23 protein-coding genes are annotated in these 22,611 nt (G+C 29.7%); all 23 read right to left on the bottom strand.

Translation table 11 applies throughout. The features are described 5' to 3' along the window. Positions 1-13: 13 nt before the first annotated feature. Positions 14-868, bottom strand: a complete 855-nt coding sequence (gene atpG / locus QOZ84_RS14800) for an ATP synthase F1 subunit gamma (RefSeq protein WP_026902351.1) — start codon at positions 866-868, stop codon at positions 14-16. 27 nt (positions 869-895) lie between these two features. Next, positions 896-2,398 (bottom strand): F0F1 ATP synthase subunit alpha, encoded by a 1,503-nt coding sequence (atpA, locus tag QOZ84_RS14795; RefSeq protein WP_284133706.1) that lies wholly within the window; start codon positions 2,396-2,398, stop codon positions 896-898. A gap of 15 nt (positions 2,399-2,413) precedes the next feature. Continuing rightward, positions 2,414-2,956, bottom strand: coding sequence for a F0F1 ATP synthase subunit delta (locus QOZ84_RS14790; protein WP_284133705.1), 543 nt, complete (start codon positions 2,954-2,956; stop codon positions 2,414-2,416). After that, positions 2,953-3,453 carry a F0F1 ATP synthase subunit B gene (gene atpF / locus QOZ84_RS14785; protein WP_284133704.1) on the bottom strand — a complete coding sequence of 167 codons (501 nt, stop codon included), beginning with the start codon at positions 3,451-3,453 and terminating at the stop codon, positions 2,953-2,955. The genes QOZ84_RS14790 and atpF overlap by 4 nt, the downstream gene beginning before the upstream one ends. Positions 3,454-3,559: 106 nt before the next feature. Then, positions 3,560-3,802, bottom strand: coding sequence for an ATP synthase F0 subunit C (atpE, locus tag QOZ84_RS14780; RefSeq protein WP_284133703.1), 243 nt, complete (start codon positions 3,800-3,802; stop codon positions 3,560-3,562). Positions 3,803-3,857: 55 nt separating this feature from the next. Further along, positions 3,858-4,565, bottom strand: coding sequence for a F0F1 ATP synthase subunit A (gene atpB, locus QOZ84_RS14775; RefSeq protein WP_284133702.1), 708 nt, complete (start codon positions 4,563-4,565; stop codon positions 3,858-3,860). A 2-nt stretch (positions 4,566-4,567) separates the two neighbouring features. Next, entirely contained in the window at positions 4,568-4,957 is a 390-nt protein-coding gene (locus QOZ84_RS14770; protein ID WP_284133701.1) for an ATP synthase subunit I, read from the bottom strand. A gap of 4 nt (positions 4,958-4,961) precedes the next feature. Then, positions 4,962-5,189: an AtpZ/AtpI family protein gene (locus QOZ84_RS14765; RefSeq protein ID WP_284133700.1), complete on the bottom strand. Its 228-nt coding sequence runs from the start codon at positions 5,187-5,189 to the stop codon at positions 4,962-4,964. A 365-nt stretch (positions 5,190-5,554) separates the two neighbouring features. After that, entirely contained in the window at positions 5,555-6,184 is a 630-nt protein-coding gene (gene upp / locus QOZ84_RS14760; protein WP_284133699.1) for a uracil phosphoribosyltransferase, read from the bottom strand. A 13-nt stretch (positions 6,185-6,197) separates the two neighbouring features. Further along, entirely contained in the window at positions 6,198-6,650 is a 453-nt protein-coding gene (gene rpiB, locus QOZ84_RS14755; RefSeq protein ID WP_284133698.1) for a ribose 5-phosphate isomerase B, read from the bottom strand. A 58-nt stretch (positions 6,651-6,708) separates the two neighbouring features. Next, entirely contained in the window at positions 6,709-7,749 is a 1,041-nt protein-coding gene (locus tag QOZ84_RS14750; RefSeq protein ID WP_284133697.1) for an L-threonylcarbamoyladenylate synthase, read from the bottom strand. Positions 7,750-7,777: 28 nt separating this feature from the next. After that, on the bottom strand, positions 7,778-8,458 hold the full coding sequence (locus QOZ84_RS14745; RefSeq protein WP_284133696.1) for a ZIP family metal transporter: 681 nt from the start codon (positions 8,456-8,458) through the stop codon (positions 7,778-7,780). Positions 8,459-8,590: 132 nt separating this feature from the next. Next, positions 8,591-9,655, bottom strand: a complete 1,065-nt coding sequence (prfA, locus tag QOZ84_RS14740) for a peptide chain release factor 1 (protein ID WP_284133695.1) — start codon at positions 9,653-9,655, stop codon at positions 8,591-8,593. Positions 9,656-9,699: 44 nt separating this feature from the next. Beyond that, complete coding sequence (gene prmC, locus QOZ84_RS14735; RefSeq protein ID WP_284133694.1) at positions 9,700-10,551, bottom strand: peptide chain release factor N(5)-glutamine methyltransferase; 852 nt, start codon at positions 10,549-10,551, stop codon at positions 9,700-9,702. Between the two features lie 16 nt (positions 10,552-10,567). Continuing rightward, on the bottom strand, positions 10,568-11,467 hold the full coding sequence (locus QOZ84_RS14730) for a DUF1385 domain-containing protein (protein ID WP_284133693.1): 900 nt from the start codon (positions 11,465-11,467) through the stop codon (positions 10,568-10,570). Positions 11,468-11,570: 103 nt separating this feature from the next. Next, positions 11,571-12,155, bottom strand: a complete 585-nt coding sequence (locus QOZ84_RS14725) for a thymidine kinase (protein ID WP_026902366.1) — start codon at positions 12,153-12,155, stop codon at positions 11,571-11,573. A gap of 114 nt (positions 12,156-12,269) precedes the next feature. Next, positions 12,270-12,470, bottom strand: a complete 201-nt coding sequence (gene rpmE, locus QOZ84_RS14720) for a 50S ribosomal protein L31 (RefSeq protein WP_026902367.1) — start codon at positions 12,468-12,470, stop codon at positions 12,270-12,272. A 117-nt stretch (positions 12,471-12,587) separates the two neighbouring features. Next, entirely contained in the window at positions 12,588-14,147 is a 1,560-nt protein-coding gene (rho, locus tag QOZ84_RS14715) for a transcription termination factor Rho (protein ID WP_284133692.1), read from the bottom strand. A gap of 322 nt (positions 14,148-14,469) precedes the next feature. Then, positions 14,470-15,471, bottom strand: coding sequence for a class II fructose-bisphosphatase (gene glpX / locus QOZ84_RS14710; protein ID WP_331496601.1), 1,002 nt, complete (start codon positions 15,469-15,471; stop codon positions 14,470-14,472). A 322-nt stretch (positions 15,472-15,793) separates the two neighbouring features. Then, positions 15,794-16,678: a UTP--glucose-1-phosphate uridylyltransferase GalU gene (gene galU, locus QOZ84_RS14705; RefSeq protein WP_284133691.1), complete on the bottom strand. Its 885-nt coding sequence runs from the start codon at positions 16,676-16,678 to the stop codon at positions 15,794-15,796. Positions 16,679-16,775: 97 nt separating this feature from the next. Then, a complete protein-coding gene (gene pepF / locus QOZ84_RS14700; protein ID WP_284133690.1) occupies positions 16,776-18,695 on the bottom strand; it encodes an oligoendopeptidase F in 1,920 nt (639 codons plus the stop codon). Positions 18,696-19,160: 465 nt separating this feature from the next. Next, complete coding sequence (gene spoIIE, locus QOZ84_RS14695; RefSeq protein WP_284133689.1) at positions 19,161-21,530, bottom strand: stage II sporulation protein E; 2,370 nt, start codon at positions 21,528-21,530, stop codon at positions 19,161-19,163. Between the two features lie 88 nt (positions 21,531-21,618). After that, a complete protein-coding gene (locus tag QOZ84_RS14690; protein ID WP_284133688.1) occupies positions 21,619-22,539 on the bottom strand; it encodes a Ppx/GppA phosphatase family protein in 921 nt (306 codons plus the stop codon). Between the last annotated feature and the right edge of the window lie 72 nt (positions 22,540-22,611).

The raw sequence follows: 22,611 nt of genomic DNA, 5'->3' as shown, positions 1-22,611 counted from the left end.
CTAGCCTCCTTAATTATTGAGCTGAAGAAGCTCCTGCAACTATCTCAGATATTTCTTGAGTAACTGCTGCCTGTCTCGCTCTATTGTAAACTAATTCTAATTTTGATATCATGTCATTTGCATTGTCTGTAGCCGATTCCATTGCAGTTCTTCTTGCAGCTTGTTCAGATGCATAAGATTCTGCTATAGCTCCATACACACTTCCTGAAACATACTTAGGTAATACATATCCAAGTACTGCATCAGCTGAAGGTAAGTATTCTACTGCAGCTTTGCCTTTTATGACTTCTTCAGTTTTATCTATTGTAAGTGGTAACAGTCTTACTACTTTCGCTTCTTGAGTTAATGCAGATACGAATTCCGTATAAACAAGATTTACCTCATCAACTTCTCCATTTTGATAAGCATTCATAGCTATTTTCGCTACTCTACTTGCATCTTCATAAACAGCATCTTCTACAGATTCTATCGAATCTATTATTTCATAACCTCTTTTAGATAAAGACTCTTTCGCCTTTTTTCCTACAGAAATTACTTTTGCTGTTTGAGCTTGATTATGGTTAAGTACAGCTTTTAAAATGTTAGAGTTGTAACCTCCAGCAAGTCCTCTGTCTCCTGCTACTACTATATAACATACGTTGTTAACTTTTTTTTCTGTAAGAAATACATTCTTACTTCCACCCGTATTCTTAGCAATATCTTGAACAGTGTTGTATAAAGTATTAAAATAAGGTCTTGCACTTTCAGCTTTTTCTTTAGCTTTTCTAAACTTAGAAGAAGAAACAAGTTCCATGGCCTTAGTTATTTGCTTAGTACTCTCAACACTCTTAATACGAGTTTTAATTTCCTTCATTCCAGCTCCTGCCAATTGGGTTACCTCCTTTTTTAAAAAGGATTACGCTTCTATAACAAATTTTTTCTTAAATTCGTTTATTGCGTTAGTTAATTCTTGAGCGAAGTCTCCGTTTTCAAGAATTTTCTTTCCTATTTGTGGATAATTTGCATCTACATATTCGTATAATTCTTTTTCAAATCTTGCTATATTGTTAACAGGTATATCTGCTAATAAATCATTTGTAACAGCATGTATCATCATAACTTGGTTTGCAACAGCTAATGGTTGATGCTCACCTTGCTTTAATACTTCAACTATTCTCTCACCTTGTGCAAGTCTGTTTTTAGTATCTTCATCTAAATCAGATCCAAACTGTGCAAATGCTGCAAGTTCTTTATATTGAGAGTAAAGAAGCTTTAATGGTCCAGCAACTTTTTTCATTGATTTTATTTGTGCAGAACCTCCAACTCTTGATACTGATATACCAGGGTCTACTGCTGGTCTTATACCTGCATAGAATAATTCTGGTGTTAAGTATATTTGTCCATCTGTTATAGATATAACGTTAGTTGGTATATAAGCAGAAACGTCTCCACCTTGAGTTTCGATTATAGGTAGTGCAGTTATAGAACCTCCACCTAAATCATCAGATAGTTTAGCTGCTCTTTCTAGTAATCTTGAGTGTAAATAGAATACATCTCCAGGATAAGCTTCACGACCTGGTGGTCTCTTAAGTAATAATGACATCTCTCTATATGCAACAGCATGCTTAGTTAAGTCATCATATACTATTAAAACATGTTTTCCTTCAAACATGAATTCTTCACCCATTGCAACTCCTGCATATGGTGCTAAGAATTGAAGTGGTGCCGCTTCAGATGCAGTAGCAGATACTACTATTGTATAATCCATAGCTCCATTTTTTTCTAAAGTGTTAACTAATTGAGCTACTGTAGAACGTTTTTGTCCTATAGCAACATATATACATACAACATCTTTACCTTTTTGGTTAAGTATCGTATCTATACATATAGATGTTTTACCTGTTTGTCTATCTCCGATTACAAGTTCTCTTTGCCCTTTTCCTATTGGAATCATGGCATCTATAGCTTTTATACCTGTTTCAAGTGGTTGATGAACAGATTTTCTAGCTATTATTCCTGTAGCTTCAGATTCAACTGGTCTAAATTTATTTGAATTTATAGGTCCTTTTCCATCTATTGGTTGACCTAATGCGTTTACTACTCTTCCTACTAAAGCTTCACCAACAGGAACTGAAACTACGTTACCAGTCCTTTTAACGATGTCGCCTTCTTTTATATGTTGGTCATTACCAAGCATAACTACTCCAACCATGTCTTCTTCAAGGTTAAGAGCCATTCCGTAAACTTCACCTGGGAATTCTAAAAGTTCTCCAGCCATAGCATTCTCTAATCCATAAACACTAGATATACCATCTCCAACTTTTAAAACACTACCTGTGTCAGTTAACTCAACTTTATTCTCATAATTTTTTATTTGCTCTTTAATTATAGAACTTATTTCTTCAGGTCTTAAGTTCATGGGTTCACCGCCATTCTAAGATATTACTTGAGATAATTGGTCTTTCATCTTCGTTAAACGAGTCTTAACAGTACCGTCAATCTCTTCGTTTCCAAGTCTAACTAAAACTCCGCCTAATATAGACTCATCAATTTTATTTTCTAAAGTAACATTTTTATTGTATTTGCTTGAAAGTTTAGCCTCAAGCTGCTTTAATTCTTCTTGGCTCATAGGGACTGCTGTTATTGCACTACCTTCTATGATATTGTTCTTTTCATTTAATAAAGCTTTACAAGATTTTTGAACAGCTTCTAGAGCTGCTACTCTATCTTTATCTATTATTATTTTTAAGAAATTGTTTAAGTTATCGCTTATTTGATTGCCAAAAACTTTTTCTACTAAATCCTTTTTATCTACCTTTGTAACAAGAGGAGACTTTAAAACATTATAAAAATCTTGATTAGATTTTAATATGTCTATTACTGAATTTAGTTCTTCATATAAGTTAGTAGTTGAATTATTTTCTTCTCCTACTTGAAATAGAGCTTCAGCATATCTTCCTGCTATTAGATTTATCATTTAGCCTCGCCTACCTCTTTTATAAAGTTATTTATTAACTCTTCATGCTTAGACTTGTCTAAGTCTTTTTCAATAACCTTAGATGCAGCTAATAATGCTATGTCTGATATATCACTCTTGATTTCATTCATAACTTTTGCTCTTTCTTGTTCTACATCTTTGCTAGCTTTTTCTCTTAAGCTTTGAGCTTCTTGCTTTGCTGCAGAAACTATTTCAGCCTCTTTTTGCTCTGCTCTTAAAGTAGCTTGCTTTACTATTTCTTGACCTTCAATTTTAGCAGAACCTATTTTTTCTTCGTATTCTTTCTTTAAAGATATACCTTCAGTTTTAGCAGTTTCTCCTTGTGCTAAATTTGTTTTTATATCTTTTTCTCTAGCTTCTATTATTCCTAATACAGGTTTGAATAAAAGCTTCTTTAAAATTACAAATACTAAGAATGTATTTACAAGTTGGAATGCTAATTCATATGTTATGCCTATAAGTGGCTTAAGTTCCATGTTTTGTCCTCCTTTCTACCAATCACAATTCATAATTAGGAGATGGTTTTTCCATCTCCTATCTAATGAAGTTTTTCTATTATTTTAACTACATTCCTAATATCTTCTAGAATGGGTTAGCGAATAGAAGGATTATTGCTATAACAAGTCCGTATATTGCAGAAGATTCTGCAACTGCAGCCCCAAGTAACATTGTTTGAGTTATATCTCCTTTTGCTTCTGGTTGATTACCAACAGCTTCTGCTGCCTTTCCTGCTGCGAATCCTTGTCCGATTCCTGCTCCTATACCTGTCATAACTGCAAGACCTGCTCCTATAGCTGAACCTGCTGCGATTATAGCTGCTTCCATAATTGTTTCCTCCTTAAATTTTTTAAAAATTTTTTTTTAATTTAAATCACAATTTCTACTCTGCTCCTGCTGCATTTCCAACGAAAACCATCGTTAACATTATGAATATAAACGATTGTAATAGTCCAGCAAATATATCAAAGTATAAATGTAGTGGTACTGGTATTAATAATTGACCAACTGGTATTGATATTCCAGGTATTAATGTAGATACATACCCTAAGAAATCATATAGTAGTTTCATTATAACCGATCCACCTAATATGTTTCCGAATGGACGGAAACTTAGTGAGATAGGCTTAGCTAACTCTCCAATTAAGTTAAGTGGTAATAAGAACGGAATTGGCTCTAATAGTCCTTTAAAGAAACCAAATCCATTGAATTTAACTCCTGCATAGTAAATCATAAAGAATGTTATCAGTGCCCATGCTAATGTTGTATCTAAGTCTGTAGTAGGAGATCTAAATCCTAAAAGTCCTATTAGGTTAGAACATGCAAAGAATAAAAATAAGCTTCCTATATACGGTATCATATTTGGCATTCTTTTAAGTGTTTTCTCTCCCATTGTATCAGTTACAAAATTAGCAAGACCACCTATAGCAAACTCTAAAAATACTTGTACTTTACTTGTAGGCACTTTCTTTAAGTTTCTAGTTAGTAAGAAAGATACTAAAGCTAAAGCAGCTATTATAATCCAACTTGTTACTACCGTGTCACTTAATTTAAAGTTATTAAAAAATATAACCCATTTTGCTTGGCTCATACTTACGCCTCCTTTCTTTTTAGTTTGTCTATTAATAATTTTTTTGCTAATATAACAAACTTAGGACCTAACAACCCTATTGCAACCCCCAGTATTTCTAAATAAGGGGCTTTAACAGAGACTAGTAAAACTACTCCTGTTATAGTCATTCTCAATATATACTGACTTGAATAATATATTTGAGCCCTTGATACAGGCATAGTTACCGTTTTTTTTACTGCTATAGCTAATAATCTAAAGTTAAGTATAGCAATTATTGAACCAAATATTAGTCCTAAAAACATACCCTTGCTAAAAAATGACGTTATAAATAATAATGAAATTACTATTAAATCAAAAATCAAAACGCCCTTTGTTACGTAGTTTATTTCATCTTGTAGATTTGTATTCATGATATCACTTCCTTTTTGTATACACGATTAAAGTTTTGTAAACTGACATAAATGCTCCCCCAATACCTAACAATAAAAATATTATTGTTAATACTGGATCAGTTCCAAACTTAGAATCTAAAAATTTACCTATAAACGTACATCCTAATATAGATATTAATATCATTAATCCTATCTGGCTTACCAAAGAAAGCATACTAGCTATCTCCATATACATCTTTCTTTTGCTCATATATAGTTTCCTCACTAACATGAAATAATTAAATTTCTAACTACTTTTATTTATATATTTACTGCTTATGTATTTTGCTAATTTCTTAATAAAATATATCTTACCACTTTTTATGCATTTTTTAAACAAATTTCAAATATTTTTTTAATATTGTTTAATTTTTTTAACAGAAAACATTTCCTAGCAAAATATTTAATCCTTTTTTGTTTTAAATTGTATTAAATATTAAATTCAAAATTCACTTTTTATTTTGACTTCATATTATACAACATAATTGTCTATAATATTTTACCCTCTTCTATCGGTTTTTATAACGCAAAAGGGAATCTATATCTTTATAGATTCCCAATAATATATTTAATTGACTATTTAGTACCGTATAATCTGTCTCCTGCATCACCTAATCCTGGAACTATATATCCATGATCATTTAATTTTTCATCAACAGATGCAACGTATATATCTACATCTGGGTGATATTTTTGAACTTCTGCTATACCTTCTGGAGCCGCAACTAAGTTAGCTAACTTTATAGAGTTAGCTCCTCTAGCTTTAAGCACGTCTATAGCAGCTATAGCTGACCCTCCTGTAGCAAGCATTGGATCTACTACTATCATTTCTCTTTCTTCTATATCTTGAGGAAGTTTACAGTAGTATTCTACTGGTTGTAAAGTTTCAGGATCTCTATATAATCCTACATGTCCAACTTTAGCCGCTGGAATTAAACTTACTAATCCATCTACCATTCCAAGTCCAGCTCTTAATATAGGCACTATTCCTAATTTTTTACCAGCTATAACTTTAGATGTTGCCTTAACTACTGGTGTTTCTATTTCGATGTCTTCTAATTGTACATCTCTTGTTATTTCATATCCCATTAACATAGTTATTTCTGTTAAAAGTTCTCTGAAATCCTTAGAACCAGTGTTTTTGTCCCTCATTAATGTTAACTTATGTTGTATTAATGGATGATCTGTTATTATTACTTTACTCATTTTTATTTTCCTCCTACTTACTGTGCTTCTTTTCTATTTCTTTTATCATATCAACTCTTTTAGAGTGTCTATCTCCTTCAAATTCTGTGTTAATCCAAGCTTCAACTATTTCTAAAGCTAACCCTCTTCCTAAAACTCTTTCTCCTAATGAAAGCATATTTGCATCATTATGAGCCTTAGACATTTTAGCTGAAAATACATCAGATACTACTGCACATCTTATTCCTGGAACCTTGTTAGCAGCTAAAGATATTCCTATCCCTGTTCCACAGCAAAGTATACCATAGTCTACTTCTTTATTTACTACTGCGTCTGCAACTTTTTCTCCATATATAGGATAATCAACTGATTCTAGCGAATTATTAGGTCCAAAGTCAACATATTCTATTCCTTTTTCATCTAAGTAATTTGCAATTTCTTTCTTTAGATTATACCCTCCATGGTCACTTCCTAGTCCTATTTTCATGTATGTAGCCCTCCATTTTATATTATAATATATTTAGGCATATATTTACCAGTAAATATTATGCTTTTATTACTTTATATCCAGCAGATTTAAGAAGTCTATTCATTATAGCTTGACCCAATCCAGTAGACTCAAATTCTTCAGAATATACTACATCTATATTCTGTTTATCCATTTGTATTAAAGTATCAAATAATTTACTTGCTACTTCTTCTAAAGTATTTCCTAAAGATAAAACTTCACAGTTATATTTATGTTTATTTTTATCTAAACACATTACTCCTGTAGTTAATCCATTTTTAGTATTTTCTTCAATCAAGTTATTAATTTTTATTATAACATTTTCTTGCCTTCCTGACACTATATAAACATCTGCGTCAGGAGAATAATGAGTGTATTTCATACCAGGAGCTTTTGCTTTTTTGTTATCTTCTTTTTTAGCTAAAGATGGATCTATATCCACTTTGCCAATTACACATTCTAAATTTTCTTTTGTTATACTCCCTGGTCTTAATATCATAGGAATATCTCCTGTAAGATCTATAACTGTTGACTCTATTCCAAAATTACTATCTCCACCCAATACAATACCACTTACTCTACCATCCATTTGTTCTTGAACATGATTAGCCTTAGTAGGAGATGGTCGTCCTGATATATTAGCTGAAGGAGCTGCTATTGGAACGCCTGATTGTTTTATTATTTCTCTTGCTATTTTATGTGAAGGCATTCTTATAGCAACTGTATCTAATCCACCACTAGTTGTTTTAGGTACTATTTCTTTTTTGTTTAAAATTATAGTTATAGGACCTGGCCAAAATCTTTCCATTATAATTTCTGCTTTTTCATTTATGTCCTTAGCTAAATCATATACTTCTTCTTTACTATAAATATGTACTATAAGCGGATTATCACTAGGTCTTCCTTTAGCTTCATATATTTTTTTAACTGCATTTTCATCTAGTGCATTTGCACCTAAACCATAAACTGTTTCTGTAGGAAATATAACAGTTTTTCCTTCACTTAATAGTTTAGAATGCTTTTTTAATTCTTTTAGGTCTATATTATTTACATCAATATTACTTATCATAGTTTTCATCTTCTGTTTACCTACTTTCATTTTTAGTTTAGATGCAATTTACAATAACTGTTCCAACTAAAAAACCAATTATGCAATATAGGCTTCTTGATTTTGGAAATATCTCTTCTAAAACAACGTACATCATTGTACCTGCTGCCATAGCTAAAAATACTCCTATTAACGAACTAAAAGTTCCTCCAAAATAAGCACCTAAAAAGCTACCTATTCCCATAGGCACACCTGCTATTATTGTAAATAAAATCACTTTTGAAATTTTCATTTTGGTTCCTACTAAACTTAATGCCATAGCTAGTCCCTCTGGTATATTGTGTATACCAATGACTATTGCAAGTGTCATTCCTAAGGACTCTGTAGACATAAAAGAAGAACCTATAGCTAATCCTTCTGGTAAATTATGAAGTAGTATACTTATAAATATAAGATAACCAGACTTCATTTCTTTTGATACATCTAATTTAGTTTTTATGTACATAGTTAATAATACACCTAAAAAAGTGAATATTACCGTGTTAAATACTCCCATTTGTACCATAGATTCTTTCATTAAATCAAAAACAACCACAGCTAGCATTATCCCACCAGATAGTCCCATAAAAAAGTGTAGATATTTGTCCACATTTTTTCTAAAAATTGCCGATATAACGCCTCCAACTCCTGTTCCTATGACACCTGCTAAAAGACCAATTAATGTTATTCTAAGTATCATAACTTCCCCCTTTAATCATCTATATTCAATTATATACATGATTAATTTATAACATTCCCTAAAGTTTATATAATGAAGTATTTTATAGAAAAATTTCTAAACTCTACAGAAAAATCCCTAATTAATAGGGATTTATATTGCTGACATCTTTTCAGTTTGATCAACAGTGATTAAAGCATCTAACATTTCGTCAAGATCTCCATCTAAGTATGAATCTAACTTATATAAGGTTAAGTTTATTCTATGATCACTTACTCTTCCTTGAGGGAAGTTGTAAGTTCTTATTCTCTCAGATCTATCACCTGTACCAACCTGACTCTTTCTGTCAGCTGCTATATCTTTATTTTGATCTGCTAATGCTTTATCTTGAAGTCTAGCTTTTAATACTTTTAAAGCTTGCTCTTTATTTTTTAATTGAGACTTTCCATCTTGGCAAGATACTACTTCACCTGTAGGTAGATGAGTTATTCTAACTGCAGAGTCAGTAGTATTAACACTTTGTCCACCATTTCCTGAAGAACGGAAAACATCTATTCTTAAATCATTTGCATTTATTTCGACTTCTACATCTTGTACTTCTGGTAAAACTGCAACTGTTGCAGTTGATGTATGGATTCTTCCACCTGATTCAGTAGCAGGTATTCTTTGAACTCTATGAACTCCTGACTCATACTTAAGTCTTGAGTATGCACCTTTACCTTTTATTAGGAAAGATACCTCTTTGTATCCACCAACTCCAGTATCACTAGCAGTTAATAATTCCATTTTCCATCTTCTTCTCTCAGCATATCTAGAATACATTCTAAATAAACTTCCTGCAAATAAAGCCGCTTCATCTCCACCAGCTCCACCTCTTACCTCAACTATAACGTTCTTGTCATCATTAGGATCCTTAGGTAATAATAATATTTTAAGTTCTGCTTCTAATGGTTCTACTTTTTCTTCCATTTCAGATAGTTCCATTTTAGCTAACTCTCTTAATTCTTCGTCAGATTCTTCTTGTAGTATTTCCTTTGAATCTTTTATATTATTTAATACATCTGTATACTCTCTGTACTTCATTACTATAGGCTCTAAATCAGATTGTTCTTTCATGTATTTTTGCCAAGTTTTTTGATCATTTATTATTTCTGGGTTACTTATTTTTTCATTTAAATCTCTATATTTATCCTCTAATACTTCTAATTTTTTTAGCATACTTTTTCACCTCATCTATTGTATCATATCAATTTTTCATTATATCATATTTTAAACCCTATAACAACTCTATCAATGCCTTGAATATCCTTCTTAGTGTATATTTTTGTATACCCATTATCCTTCATAATATCTGAAACATCTTTAGCTTGATCATGACCAACTTCATACGCTAATATACCATTTTCTTTTAGATAACACTTCGATTGTTCTGTTATATCTCTATAAAAATTTAATCCATCAATTCCACCTTCTAGTGCATTGTATGGTTCATAATCTTTTACTTGTGTATGTAGTGTCTCCATATCTTTTTTAGGTATATATGGTGGGTTAGACACTATTACATCAAATTTAATATTCTTATCTTCAATTGAACTAAATAGATCTGATTTAATAAATTCTATTTTATTATCAACACCATTATTTATTGCATTTTTTTTACCAACTTCTAACGGTATATCAGATATATCTAAAGATTTAATAGTAGATTTTTCTATATATTTTGCTAAACTTACAGTTATTGCTCCTGACCCTGTTCCTATATCTAGTATTTCTACTTTGTCTTTATTTTTGCAAAGTTCTATTATTTCTTCTACTAAAACTTCTGTATCTGGTCTTGGAATAAGGACTCCTTCCTTTACAAAAAAGTCTAATCCCATAAATTCTCGATTACCAACTATATAAGCAACTGGTCTTCCATTTATTCTATCTTTTATCATAGATAAAAATAAATTGTATTCATCATTACTCAATTCTTTATTTAAATTAATATGAATATAAATCCTATCTACATCACCAAGAGATTTTTGAAGAATAAGTTCTACATCTAGTCTTGGAGTGTCACTTATTTCTTTAAGTTCTTCTGAGTATTTTATAATTATATCTCTTATCGTCATATTATCTCCTCTATTGTTAATCTACTACTGCTTTTAATGCAGCTATTGCTACTTCTAATTGCTTATCGTCTGGCTCTTTTGTTGTGAATTTTTGTAACATCATACCTGGATATGCTACAATTTTAGTTATTTTATTATTATATTTCCCAAGAAATCTTATTATTTCGTAAGATATTCCTGCAACTATAGGTATACATACTATTCTCATTACTATCCTTATAATAGGATTTGGCCAACCAAAGAAAGAAAATAATATTATAGATGTAAACATAACTATAAACAAGAAATTTGTTCCACATCTAGGGTGAAATCTAGTAAATTTTCTTGCATGTTCTACTGTAAGTTCTTCTCCACTTTCATAACAATGTATACTTTTATGTTCAGCACCGTGGTATTGGAATACTCTTTCTATATCTTTACTCTTTGATATTAATACTATATACAAAAATAGAATACAAATTCTAATTACACCTTCTATTAGATTTAATAACACATCATTATTCACCAATCTCGCAAATGCACCTCCTACTGCTGTTGGAAGTACTATAAATAGACCAGCTGATAATACAAAAGCTATTAGCATCGATATCCCTATCATTACATCATTTGCTTTGTCTTTAAATATCTTTTTTATAAATTTATCAAAAGCATCTTCTTCACTTCCATCTTCATCTAAAAAAAACTCTGATGAGAAATTCAAACTCTTAATCCCTTCTATCATTGTTTCAATTAGTACAAACGAACCCCTTAGAAAAGGAATTTTATCTATATTCTTCTCATTTATCCAACTTTTTATTTTATTTTTTTTTACAACTATTTTTCCATCACTTTTTCTTACAGCAATTGCTCTTTTATCTTTAGATTGCATCATAACACCTTCAATTACAGCTTGACCACCGACAGATTGCTTCTTCATGCACTCACCTCTTTAAATTTAAACTTTTACTATCTATATTTTATTATAATACAAAAACACCCCTTAAAGTAAAACTTTAAAGGGTAGGTTGATTATATTCAAATTATTTTTTATCTTTATATACAACGTGGCATTTTCTACATCTAGCTTCATAACTTTCTACAGCCCCTACTTGTATTATAGGATCATCATATCTTGCTGGTTCTCCATTAATTAATCTTTGTGACCTATTTGCTGGTTGACCACATACAGAACATATAGCTTGTATTTTATCAACAAATTCTGCAACAGCTAAAAGGTTTGGTGTTGGACCAAAAGGCTCGCCTTTAAAATCCATATCTAATCCAGCAGCTATTACTCTTATTCCTTTGTCGGCTAAATCCATAGCTATTTCCACAATTTCTTCATCAAAGAATTGAACTTCATCTATACCTACAACTTGCGTCTTACTATCTATAAAATTATATATCTCTTTTGCACTATTAATAGGTATAGCATTAACACTGTCTCCACTATGAGAAACAACATCTTCTACACTATATCTATTGTCTATTTTAGGCTTAAACACAACAATATTTTGTTTTGCTATTCTAGCTCTTTTTATTCTTCTTATTAGTTCCTCACTCTTACCACTATACATCGGTCCTATTACAACTTCTATGTATCCGTGATTGACCGGTCTATACATGATTATTACCCCCTACTGCTTAAAATTTCTACATTTATGTCAATTTAATTAATTTCATCATGATTTATTTCATTAAAATAGGAGTTGGCTGCCCAACTCCACATTTTATAAAGATTAGTCTATTTTGAATCTCTTCTTGAACTTGTCTATTCTTCCACCAGCTTCTATATTCTTTTGCTTTCCAGTATAGAAAGGATGGCATTCAGAACATATTTCTATTTTTATCTCGTCCTTAACAGAACCAGCTTGGAATGTGTTTCCACAAGCACAACGCACTTCTACAGCTTCGTATTTTGGTTGTATATCCTTTTGCATTCTATTCACCTCTTCTCTTTATTTTATAAATTAATTATATTAATTTTTCATTTTGCATTATCAACTACACCATTATAACATAAGTTTTTTATCGGTACAAGCAGTTTTTCTATTACTTTAAAGTGCTTTTATTGATTTTATAAATTCATCATTATTTCTAGTTCTCTTAAGTAATTCTATTACTTTATCCGTAACTTCTAGTACTGAATTATTACTCATTTCTCTTCTTAATCTCCAAAGAGCAGTCTTTTCTTCATCAGTAAGCAATAAGTCTTCTCTTCTAGTTCCAGACTTATATATATCTACTGCCGGGAATATTCTTTTCTCTGCTAATTTTCTATCTAAGTTTAATTCCATATTTCCTGTACCTTTAAATTCTTCGAAAATTACATCATCCATTCTAGAACCAGTTTCTACTAATCCAGTAGCTAGTATCGTAAGTGAACCGCCACCTCTTATGTTTCTTGCTGCTCCAAAGAATTTTTTAGGACCATGAAGTGCACCTGGGTCAAGACCTCCTGATAAAGTTCTACCAGTTGGAGATATAGTTAAGTTATAAGCTCTTGCAAGCCTTGTTATACTATCTAATAATATAACAACATCTTTACCATGTTCAACTAATCTTTGTGCTCTATTTAAAACCATTTCTGCTACTTTAACATGGTGACTTGATACTTGATCAAATGTTGAATATATAACATCTCCGTTTATTGATTCTCTCATATCTGTAACTTCTTCTGGTCTTTCGTCTATAAGAAGCACTATTAACTCAACATCAGGATGATTTTTAGCTATACTATTTGCAACATTTTTAAGAAGACTTGTTTTACCTGCCTTAGGAGGTGCAACTATTAATCCCCTTTGACCTTTACCTATAGGAGATACTAAATCTATAAGTCTTGTAGCTATGTCATTTTGACTTCTCTCTAATGTCAATCTTTCTTCTGGATAAATCGGTGTTAATAGTTCAAATGCTTTCCTTTGTATTGCAGTTTCTGGATTTTCATCATTTACCTTTTGAACATATAAAAGAGCTCTAAACTTTTCTCCTGTTTTAGGATGTCTAGTTATACCTTTTATTTTATCACCTGTCTTCATATTAAATCTTCTTATCTGAGACGGAGATACATACACATCATTTTCTGTTGATAAATAATTCGAACCTCTTAAGAAACCAAATCCATCAGGTAAAATTTCAAGAACCCCCATTACCTCATCTTCTTTAGATGTATTAAACTCATCTACTATCTTAGATTCATCCACAGGTTTTGGAGCATAATACGGTTTATTGTTTCTTGCATTAGAAGTATTATTAAAAGTTCTATTTTCACCAGTTTTAACGTATTTATTTTCAGTAGTTCTTGAATTATTTTGATTTTCATTTTCTTTCTTTTCATAAGGTTTTACATAAGTTTTATTCTCTGGCTTTTTCTCTAACTGCTTATATTGTGCAACTTTATTCTGTGAAATAATAACATTTTGTTCTTTAACTTCTTCTCTTTTGCTAGTTTTCTCTTTTTCTATGTGATTATTCTTAGAATTTTCATTAATAATTTCAATTAGTTCACTTTTTTTATATTTCGTTATAGATTTTATACCTAACTCTTTAGCTATCTCTTTTAATTGTGGCAATGTTTTACTACTTAATTCATTCAATGTTTTCTCATTTAAGTTCAAAAAAAATCCTCCTCATCTATATATTATTTATATAAATTTCATTTATTATTTTAGGGAATTAAAGGTGTGAAAAAGAAAAGTTTTACTTTGCAATTAATTCTAATAATATCATTTCTACTGCACTACGGTCAACAAATAAAAAAAGTAAACTATCATATAAATACAACATTAACTTTTATATAATATATATTATACATTTTTCACTTATTTTAAACTTAATTCTCTATTTTTTGTATAAAATTATAATTAAATCTATTATACAAAAAACTATAAATCTAATCTTAAAGATTAGATTTATAGTTTTTTAAATTTAAGTTTATCTCTATTCCATATTGTATTTTTTCATTAATTCTACTAATATATCACTTTTATCTAAGTTGTGTATAGCATCAACAAATCTTATTGTTCCTGTTTTAGCTCTCATTACTACCGATTGAGTTTTAGCTCTATCATTCCCTACTGGTATTACTCCTTTTAATAAATCGCCTTCAGTTATACCTGTTGCAGCAAAGAATAATTCATCCCCTTTTGCTAAGTCATCTATACTTAAAACTTTTTTAATATCTTCATCTGAGAATCCCATCTCATGACATCTTATTCTTTCTTGTTCACTTAATGGATATATTTGTGCTTGCATATCTCCGCCCATGCACTTTATTGCCGCTGCAGTTATTACACCTTCAGGACCTCCACCGATTCCCATAAGCATATCTATTCCTGTTTCTTCAAAACAAGTTGCTATACCTGTTGCTACATCACCATCACCAAACATTTTTATTCTAGCTCCTAATTTTCTAGCAGCTTTAACTATATCATCGTGTCTTTCTCTATCTTGAACTGTTATAGTCATTTGAGTAGTTTTCTTTCCTAATGCCTTTGCTACGTTTACTATATTTTCTTCATGAGTTTTGTTTAAATCTATGCTTCCTTTAGCTTTAGGTCCTACTACTATTTTCTTCATGTATGTATCTGGTGCATTTAACAAACTACCTTTTGATCCCATTGCTATTACCGATATCGCATTTGGAAGTCCCTTTGCTATTAATGTAGTTCCATCTAATGGATCTACTGCTATATCAACTTCCATACTTCCTTTTGTGTTCATACCTACTTTTTCACCGATATATAGCATAGGAGCTTCATCTAACTCGCCCTCTCCTATAACTACTTCCCCACTTATCTTAATTGATTCAAAAGCTCTTCTCATAGCCTCAACCGCTGCTCCATCAGCACCATTTTTATCACCTTTTCCCATAAATTGTGATGATACTAATGCCGCTGCTTCCGTTACCCTAACAAGTTCTAATGCCAAATTTCTATCCATAATATATCCATCTCCTTAGTTAGTCTTATTAATGAAAATTATATATTATATTTGTTAATTAGTAAACATATATATGTATATTTATTAATTAGTGTATTACATTAGTTGATTTTAACCATATAATATGATTATATATTTTATTAAACACAAAAAACTAGCCTTTATTAAAAGACTAGCTTTAATTTACAATATTGCTGCTAACATACCAAACAGTGTTGTCATACTTGTAATTACAAGAACTACTACTATTGATATAGCTATAATTTTGTTTTTTTTCTTTTGTTTTACATTCGACATTTATATCACCTCAAAAAATTTTCTTTTATTTATCATCGTATTTATTACAAACGTGCTTCAAATAACCTATAAATTCATCTTTAAGCTCAGGTTTTTTAAGAGCAAAATCTATCGTAGCTTCTAGAAATCCTAGCTTATCTCCAACATCATATCTTCTTCCTTCAAAGTTATAGGCATACATTGCTTCTTTTTTAGATAGCACCTTTAGTGCATCTGTAAGTTGAACTTCTCCACCTTTACCTGCTGGTAAGTCTTCTAATATTTCAAATATCTCAGGTGTTATTATATATCTCCCAAGTATAGCTATATTTGAAGGAGATTTCCCTGGTTCTGGTTTTTCAACTAAGTCTTTTACCTTATATACTCTGTCCTCTATATGCTTAGCAGATATTATACCATACTTATCTGTATCTTTTATATCTACTTTTTGTACGCCTAGTATTGTAGTTCTATATTCATCATAAGCTTGCATAAGTTGTTTTAAACATGGTACCTCATTATCTACTATATCATCTCCAAGCATTACAGCAAATGGTTCATCTCCTATAAAGTGTCTTGCACAGTAAATTGCATCACCTAATCCTCTAGGCTCTTTTTGTCTTATATAATGTATGTTTATCATATTAGATATACCTTGAACTATATCCAATAATTCTTTTTTTCCTTTTTGCTCTAACTCTAATTCTAACTCTACTGATTTATCAAAATGATCTTCAATAGATTTTTTATTTCTACCAGTGATTATAAGTATCTCTTCTATACCTGATGCTACAGCTTCTTCTATTATGTATTGTAGCGTTGGTTTATCTACTATTGGCAACATCTCTTTAGGTTGCGCCTTTGTAGCTGGTAAAAATCTAGTTCCTAAACCTGCAGCAGGTATTACAGCTTTTCTCACTTTTTTTTGCATAAAGTTATTCCTCCACTATATTTTACAAACAAAAAGTCCTATCAAATAGGACCTTTGGTTATATTTTAGCACTTTTATATTGTGTTTGTCATATAAATTATTTTGCTACTATATTTTCTAATTCTTTTACTAAAGAATCGAATTTTTTTATTGTATTTTCTATAGGTTTTGTTGTTGTTAAATTTACGCCTGCATCTTTAAGAAGGTTTGCTGGATAGTCTGAACTTCCCCTTTTTAGAAAGTGTATATAATTATCAGGACCATTTTTTAGTATATCCTGTGCAAAACTTACTCCTGCACTACACCCTGTTGCATATTTGTAAACGTAGAAACTATTATAAAAATGAGGTATTCTTGACCAACCTACTTTAGATAATTGATCTACTTCATAATTACCACCGTAATATTTCTTTAAAAGACCACCCCATATATCATCTAATACTAGTGCATTTACGCTTTTATCACTTTCAACCATTTCATGTATAGTTTTTTCAAACTCTGCATACATAGTCTGAACGTATAATGTATCTTTAATTAAATCTAGATATTGAGTTATATAATACGCTTTTTCTTTATCATTAGAAGCATTCTTTATAAGAACTTCATACAATAATGCTTCATTTGTAGTAGATGCTACTTCATGAGTAAATATTGATGGATTTGAATTAAAATAATTTTGATTCTTTGCACTAAGATATTCATAAGCTGCATGTCCTAGTTCATGAGCTAACGTAGACACAGAACTTAATGTATTATTGTAATTTGTTAAAATATACGGATGATCATCATAAACAGACAAACAATATGCTCCACTTACTTTATTATCATTAGAATAAACATCAATCCATTTTTCATTAAAGGCTTTGTAAAGTATATCTCCATATTCTTTTCCAAGTGGTCCTAAGGCTGAGTATATTATTCCCTGACCTTTATCATAAGTAATATCATCGTCTACTGGTTTTACTATTGGCACAAACATATCATAATAATATACTTTATCTAAACCTAAAATTTTCTTTCTTAAGCTTACGTATTTGTGTAAACTAGATGTATTTTTAGTTACAGTTTCTATTAACTCATCATAAACCTTAACATCTATATCATCAGATTGTAAATTCATATCTAAAGATGACTTATATCCTCTTTCTGTAGAATAAAATATATTCTTCTTTACTTGACCAACTAACAGACCTGATAAAGTATTTATATTATCGTTGTACGCTATAAACTCATTTTGATAAGCAGACTTTCTTTCATTTCTATCTCCATATTCTAAAACTGTTGCATATTGCGAAGGATTTAAGTTTGTTTTTTTATCCATATTTCTAAAAAGTTCATACGTTTGACCTGGTAAAGAAGCTATAGTGGAAGTTCTAGCAATCAAATCTTCACTTTTTTCATCTAAATAATGTTTTTTAGATCTTCTAATTTCAGCTAAATACATTCCATATTTTTTACTTATTTTTTTATTAGATATTATTTGTTCATATTTTTTATCTGACAACTTAAGTATTTCTAATTCTAAATGCGAACATATATCCATATAATCCATATTAGCTTTATTAATACTTTCATTCATATCTAAGTATTTATATGAATTTTTATTAATATCTTGATTTAATTTTGAATAAGCATAAAGCTTATTTATTTTTCTATCTAATTTTTCTTTTATATTTAGAGCAAATGACAAGTGTGTTTTTGATTTAGTTACTTTGCCTATATAGTTTTCAAGTTCTTTAGTATCCTTGGTAAACTGTTTTAACTCCTCTTTCCATTCTTTCTCGCTACTATATAATGACTGTAACTTCCAACAAGTTTTACTATAGTCAATTTTAGGAGCTTTATTTATTTCTTTTTTTATTTCTTTTTTGGGATTTTCATTATCTTCGTTGTTAACTATTGAAATAGTATTATTCTTTGTTGTTATGCATTGGCTATAGCATTCTTTACTTATAGCTGTAGTACAAAAAACAGATATACATAAAGGTATAATTACTTTGTATAATTTTTTACCCATAATAAGCCATCCTTTCAATAAAATCTATTTATATATTAGGATGGCTCATTTAGTCCATATTATTCAACTCTTACCATTAATACTTTTGTTTAAATAAAATAGTTATCCACATACTTATACACATATTCACAGGTTATTTTCCGACAAACATTTAGTTTTTTCAATGTGTATGTAATTTTTAATTTTTTATATTTTTATACTTTTTAACACGTTATTAACATTTTTTTAATACTTATCAACAATTTTACCTGATTTATCAACGATTAGTGTTGATAATAGGTATATTTTATAAATATCATATGTATAATTTTAACATTTTCATATTGTTGAATTTTGTCGAACTTTGCAATTTCAACGTTTATAACTCTTTTATTCTACGTTTTTATGTTATCCACATTATATCAACATTTTACACACAAACTGTTAATATAATATTTTCTTTTATCTATAATTCTTTTATCTATTTTAACTAGAATATATCTTACTTACTAATACAGTCATATCATCTTCAACACATCCACCTTGAATTTCAAGCGCTCTATCTAATATTAAATTTGAAATTTCCTTTGGATTTGTAGTTTCTATAGTTTTTAAGAAGTATATTAACCAATTATCACCCATATTATTATTTTTCCCTGCATCAAGTATTCCGTCAGATACCATTATTATATAATCACCATCTTTTATTTTCACAGTTTTTCTATCTAATTTTATATCTGATAATATTCCCACAGGAAGAGATGATGATGAAATTAAGTCAATATCATCCTTGTCTCTTTTTATGTATGTTGAACATGCTCCCATTTTTATAGTTTGTAATATACCTTTTTTCAAATCTATAATTCCTAAATCTAGAGTTGAAAACATCTCTTCTGATGATTTTAATAAAAGCATATTATTAATTGTATTTATAATTATTTCATCCTCAATTTTTGCATCCATCATTTTTTCTAGTATATCAATGGTTATAGATGACTCTTCATAAGCTTTTTCTCCTTTTCCCATCCCATCACTTATTGCTATCATATATTTACTATCATTAATATCCATATGTGTATAATTGTCTCCACATAATACATGACCATCCTTTGACATAGATGATACATCTGTTATCACCTTGTAGTTTTGACTTTTACTAAGAGTAATACTACATCTGCCACCTAACGAACAACATCCTATTTTTTGAGCAGACAATGTTTCTTCCATATGATTAGAAATTACATCTATTAACTTATCATCACACATACAACCATTACCACATGTTTTCTTTTCTATTGTTATTTCAAAATCATCTTCACCTTTAGTAACATAATTTACTTTATTTACTGAGATACTATTTCTTTCTAGCTGATCATGTATATCTTTTTCTCTCTCTAAATCAAGTATTATATTGATATCTAAATCATTTGATAGCATTTCTATTGATTTTGATATACTTCTGATTTGATTTGCTATTAATTTTCTACTTTCTGAAAATTTAATGTTCCAGTTATAATCTAGTGCAAATAATTTATAATAATAATTTGATGCCTTGATAACAGCTTCAGGTTTTATACATTCTTTTATAAATTCTTCAGAAACATCAGTACAAGTTATTTCTCCGTTTTCTTCTAATTTTTCTAATATATCATTCATTAATGTGTACGTATAATTGAATTTTAAGTCCCAGCATCGCCTTCTCATACTACAGTTCTCACATTGATCATTATGTATCATATCTACAATAGTAGCTATATCTCTTTTATTAACAATCTTTTCTCTTTCTCTTATCTGGTCAAATGTATCCGCTAAGCTATTGTAGGCTTTATTCATATTCATAAGCCTGTTATTAGTTAAGTTTTTACTTCTCATTATATAATCGTTAACAACTTCATTTGAAGCTATATCCGTTTTTATTATCTTCTCTACCCTCTTGAAAAATTCATCTGGCAAAACTAATACAATCAGACAAGCTATTAATATATCTCTTATTTGTGTTAAGTTAGAACCAACTCCAGAAGTATATGCATATAATATCATCCAACTTAATATATATCCTAGTATACAAAAATATTTATTAAGTTTATTAAATGCACCACTCACTAGACCCGCAAAAGAAAATATACCCATATAAATTGCTGATGTTATATTATTAATTATAAAGGCTATCCCAACTATAACTCCAGATGTTGATCCCATAGATGATCCACCTATAATAGATGCTATCAAAATCAACATAGTTGATAAGACCACCCTTATAGATACACCTAAAATTGACAATTCGCCTATTCCCATTATACTAAAAGTAACTAGTAAGCTTATTGATATAGCTTCTTCTATATTTACTGATATTCTTTTATTTGTGTTAGTTAATAATCCAATCCCATATGAAAAAATATAAACAGATATAAACATTATTACAGCTTCCATACCAACAATTAATATATCGTATATATATTTACTCGATAGTAAAGCTTGTCCTAATGATATCGGCAATACTACAGCTGCCCCTATTAAAGATATCTTCCATGTGGAATCTATCTTTTTAGTTTTCGGCGTAATCGCCATAAAAACTACTAAACATAGTGCATACTTAAAAACATACGCCATACTGTTTGCAGATAAAAATATACCAGCTAATGTAGATACAAATACAGGTATCCTATATCGTTTAACCTTTGATATATATAAGAAAAATGCTATACCTAATGGAGCTATTGACCCGATTAATATAGATCTACTTAATAAAAATCCCATTATTGTAAACATTATTGTATTAAAATCAATATAGCTGCTTATTTTTATGTAATTTAGATTTATACTTTTACCTTTTAAACTTACTACACTCTTTTCCATAAGAATCCTCCCCTTATTGTTTATATTGAAATTGTATCAAAGAGAAGTATTCTTTTTTGTCATAATCGGTTTGTATATACTTAAAATATTAAGACATTTTTTTCGCTTTTAGACACATTAAGCCTTCCAAATTATCGTATTCACTTACAACTATGTTTTCTATTTCTAGTTTTTCCATTATTATATTCAATATTTTTACACCAGCAGTTATAATATCTGCTCTTTTTGGCTGTAGTCCTTTTAAGTGTTTTTTATCACTTAATGTCATCTTTTTTAAATTTTGTAGAATTATATCTATATCTTTTTTGCATATTTCACTATTATGTATTTTTTCCATAGAATAAACTTGTAATCCTTGCTCCATTGCAGATAAAGAAGTAATTGCTCCTCCTATACCGATAAGTTTTTTTATACTTTTTTTATTTATATGATTTAGAGTTTCATTTATTTTACCTTCTATGAAAATTGACATTTCATCAAACTCATTTTCATTTATAGGATCTGCTTTTAAAAATTTTTCTGTCATTCTTAAAGCTCCTACATTTTCACTTTTAGCAAATTTAATTCCATCTCTATTTCCTATAATAAACTCTGTAGACCCTCCGCCTATATCTATAACCAAAATATCATCATTGCCTTTTAATCCTTCTAAAACTCCTGAAAATCCTAAATTTGATTCTTCCTCTCCACTTATTACCTCAACATCTATGCCTATTTCTTGTTTTGCTAATTCTACAAATTTATATCCATTTTTACTATCTCTAAGAGCTGAAGTTCCCATACTATAAATATGCTCACATTTTTCTTCTCTACAAATGCCTACAAACTCTCTCAGCGCTTCTATATTTCGCTTTATAGCCTCCTCACTTATATATCCGTCTTTATCAACATCTTGTCCGATCCTAGTAGTGTTCATAAGTTTTTTTCTGTTGTGTATTTGTCCATCTATATAATCACCTATTAATAATCTCATTGAATTTGTTCCAATATCTATAGTTGCTATTCTCATAATCATTTCTCCTTTTGTTTAATAAAAATTCAATCTAATTTTTTCATTTATAATTTTTAATACACAAAAGAA

The sequence above is a fragment of the Romboutsia sedimentorum genome (genome assembly GCF_030131845.1).
Lineage (GTDB): Bacteria > Bacillota > Clostridia > Peptostreptococcales > Peptostreptococcaceae > Romboutsia_D > Romboutsia_D sedimentorum.
Note: the sequence above shows the minus strand (reverse complement) of the source record. Positions and strands in the feature narration are given on the sequence as shown.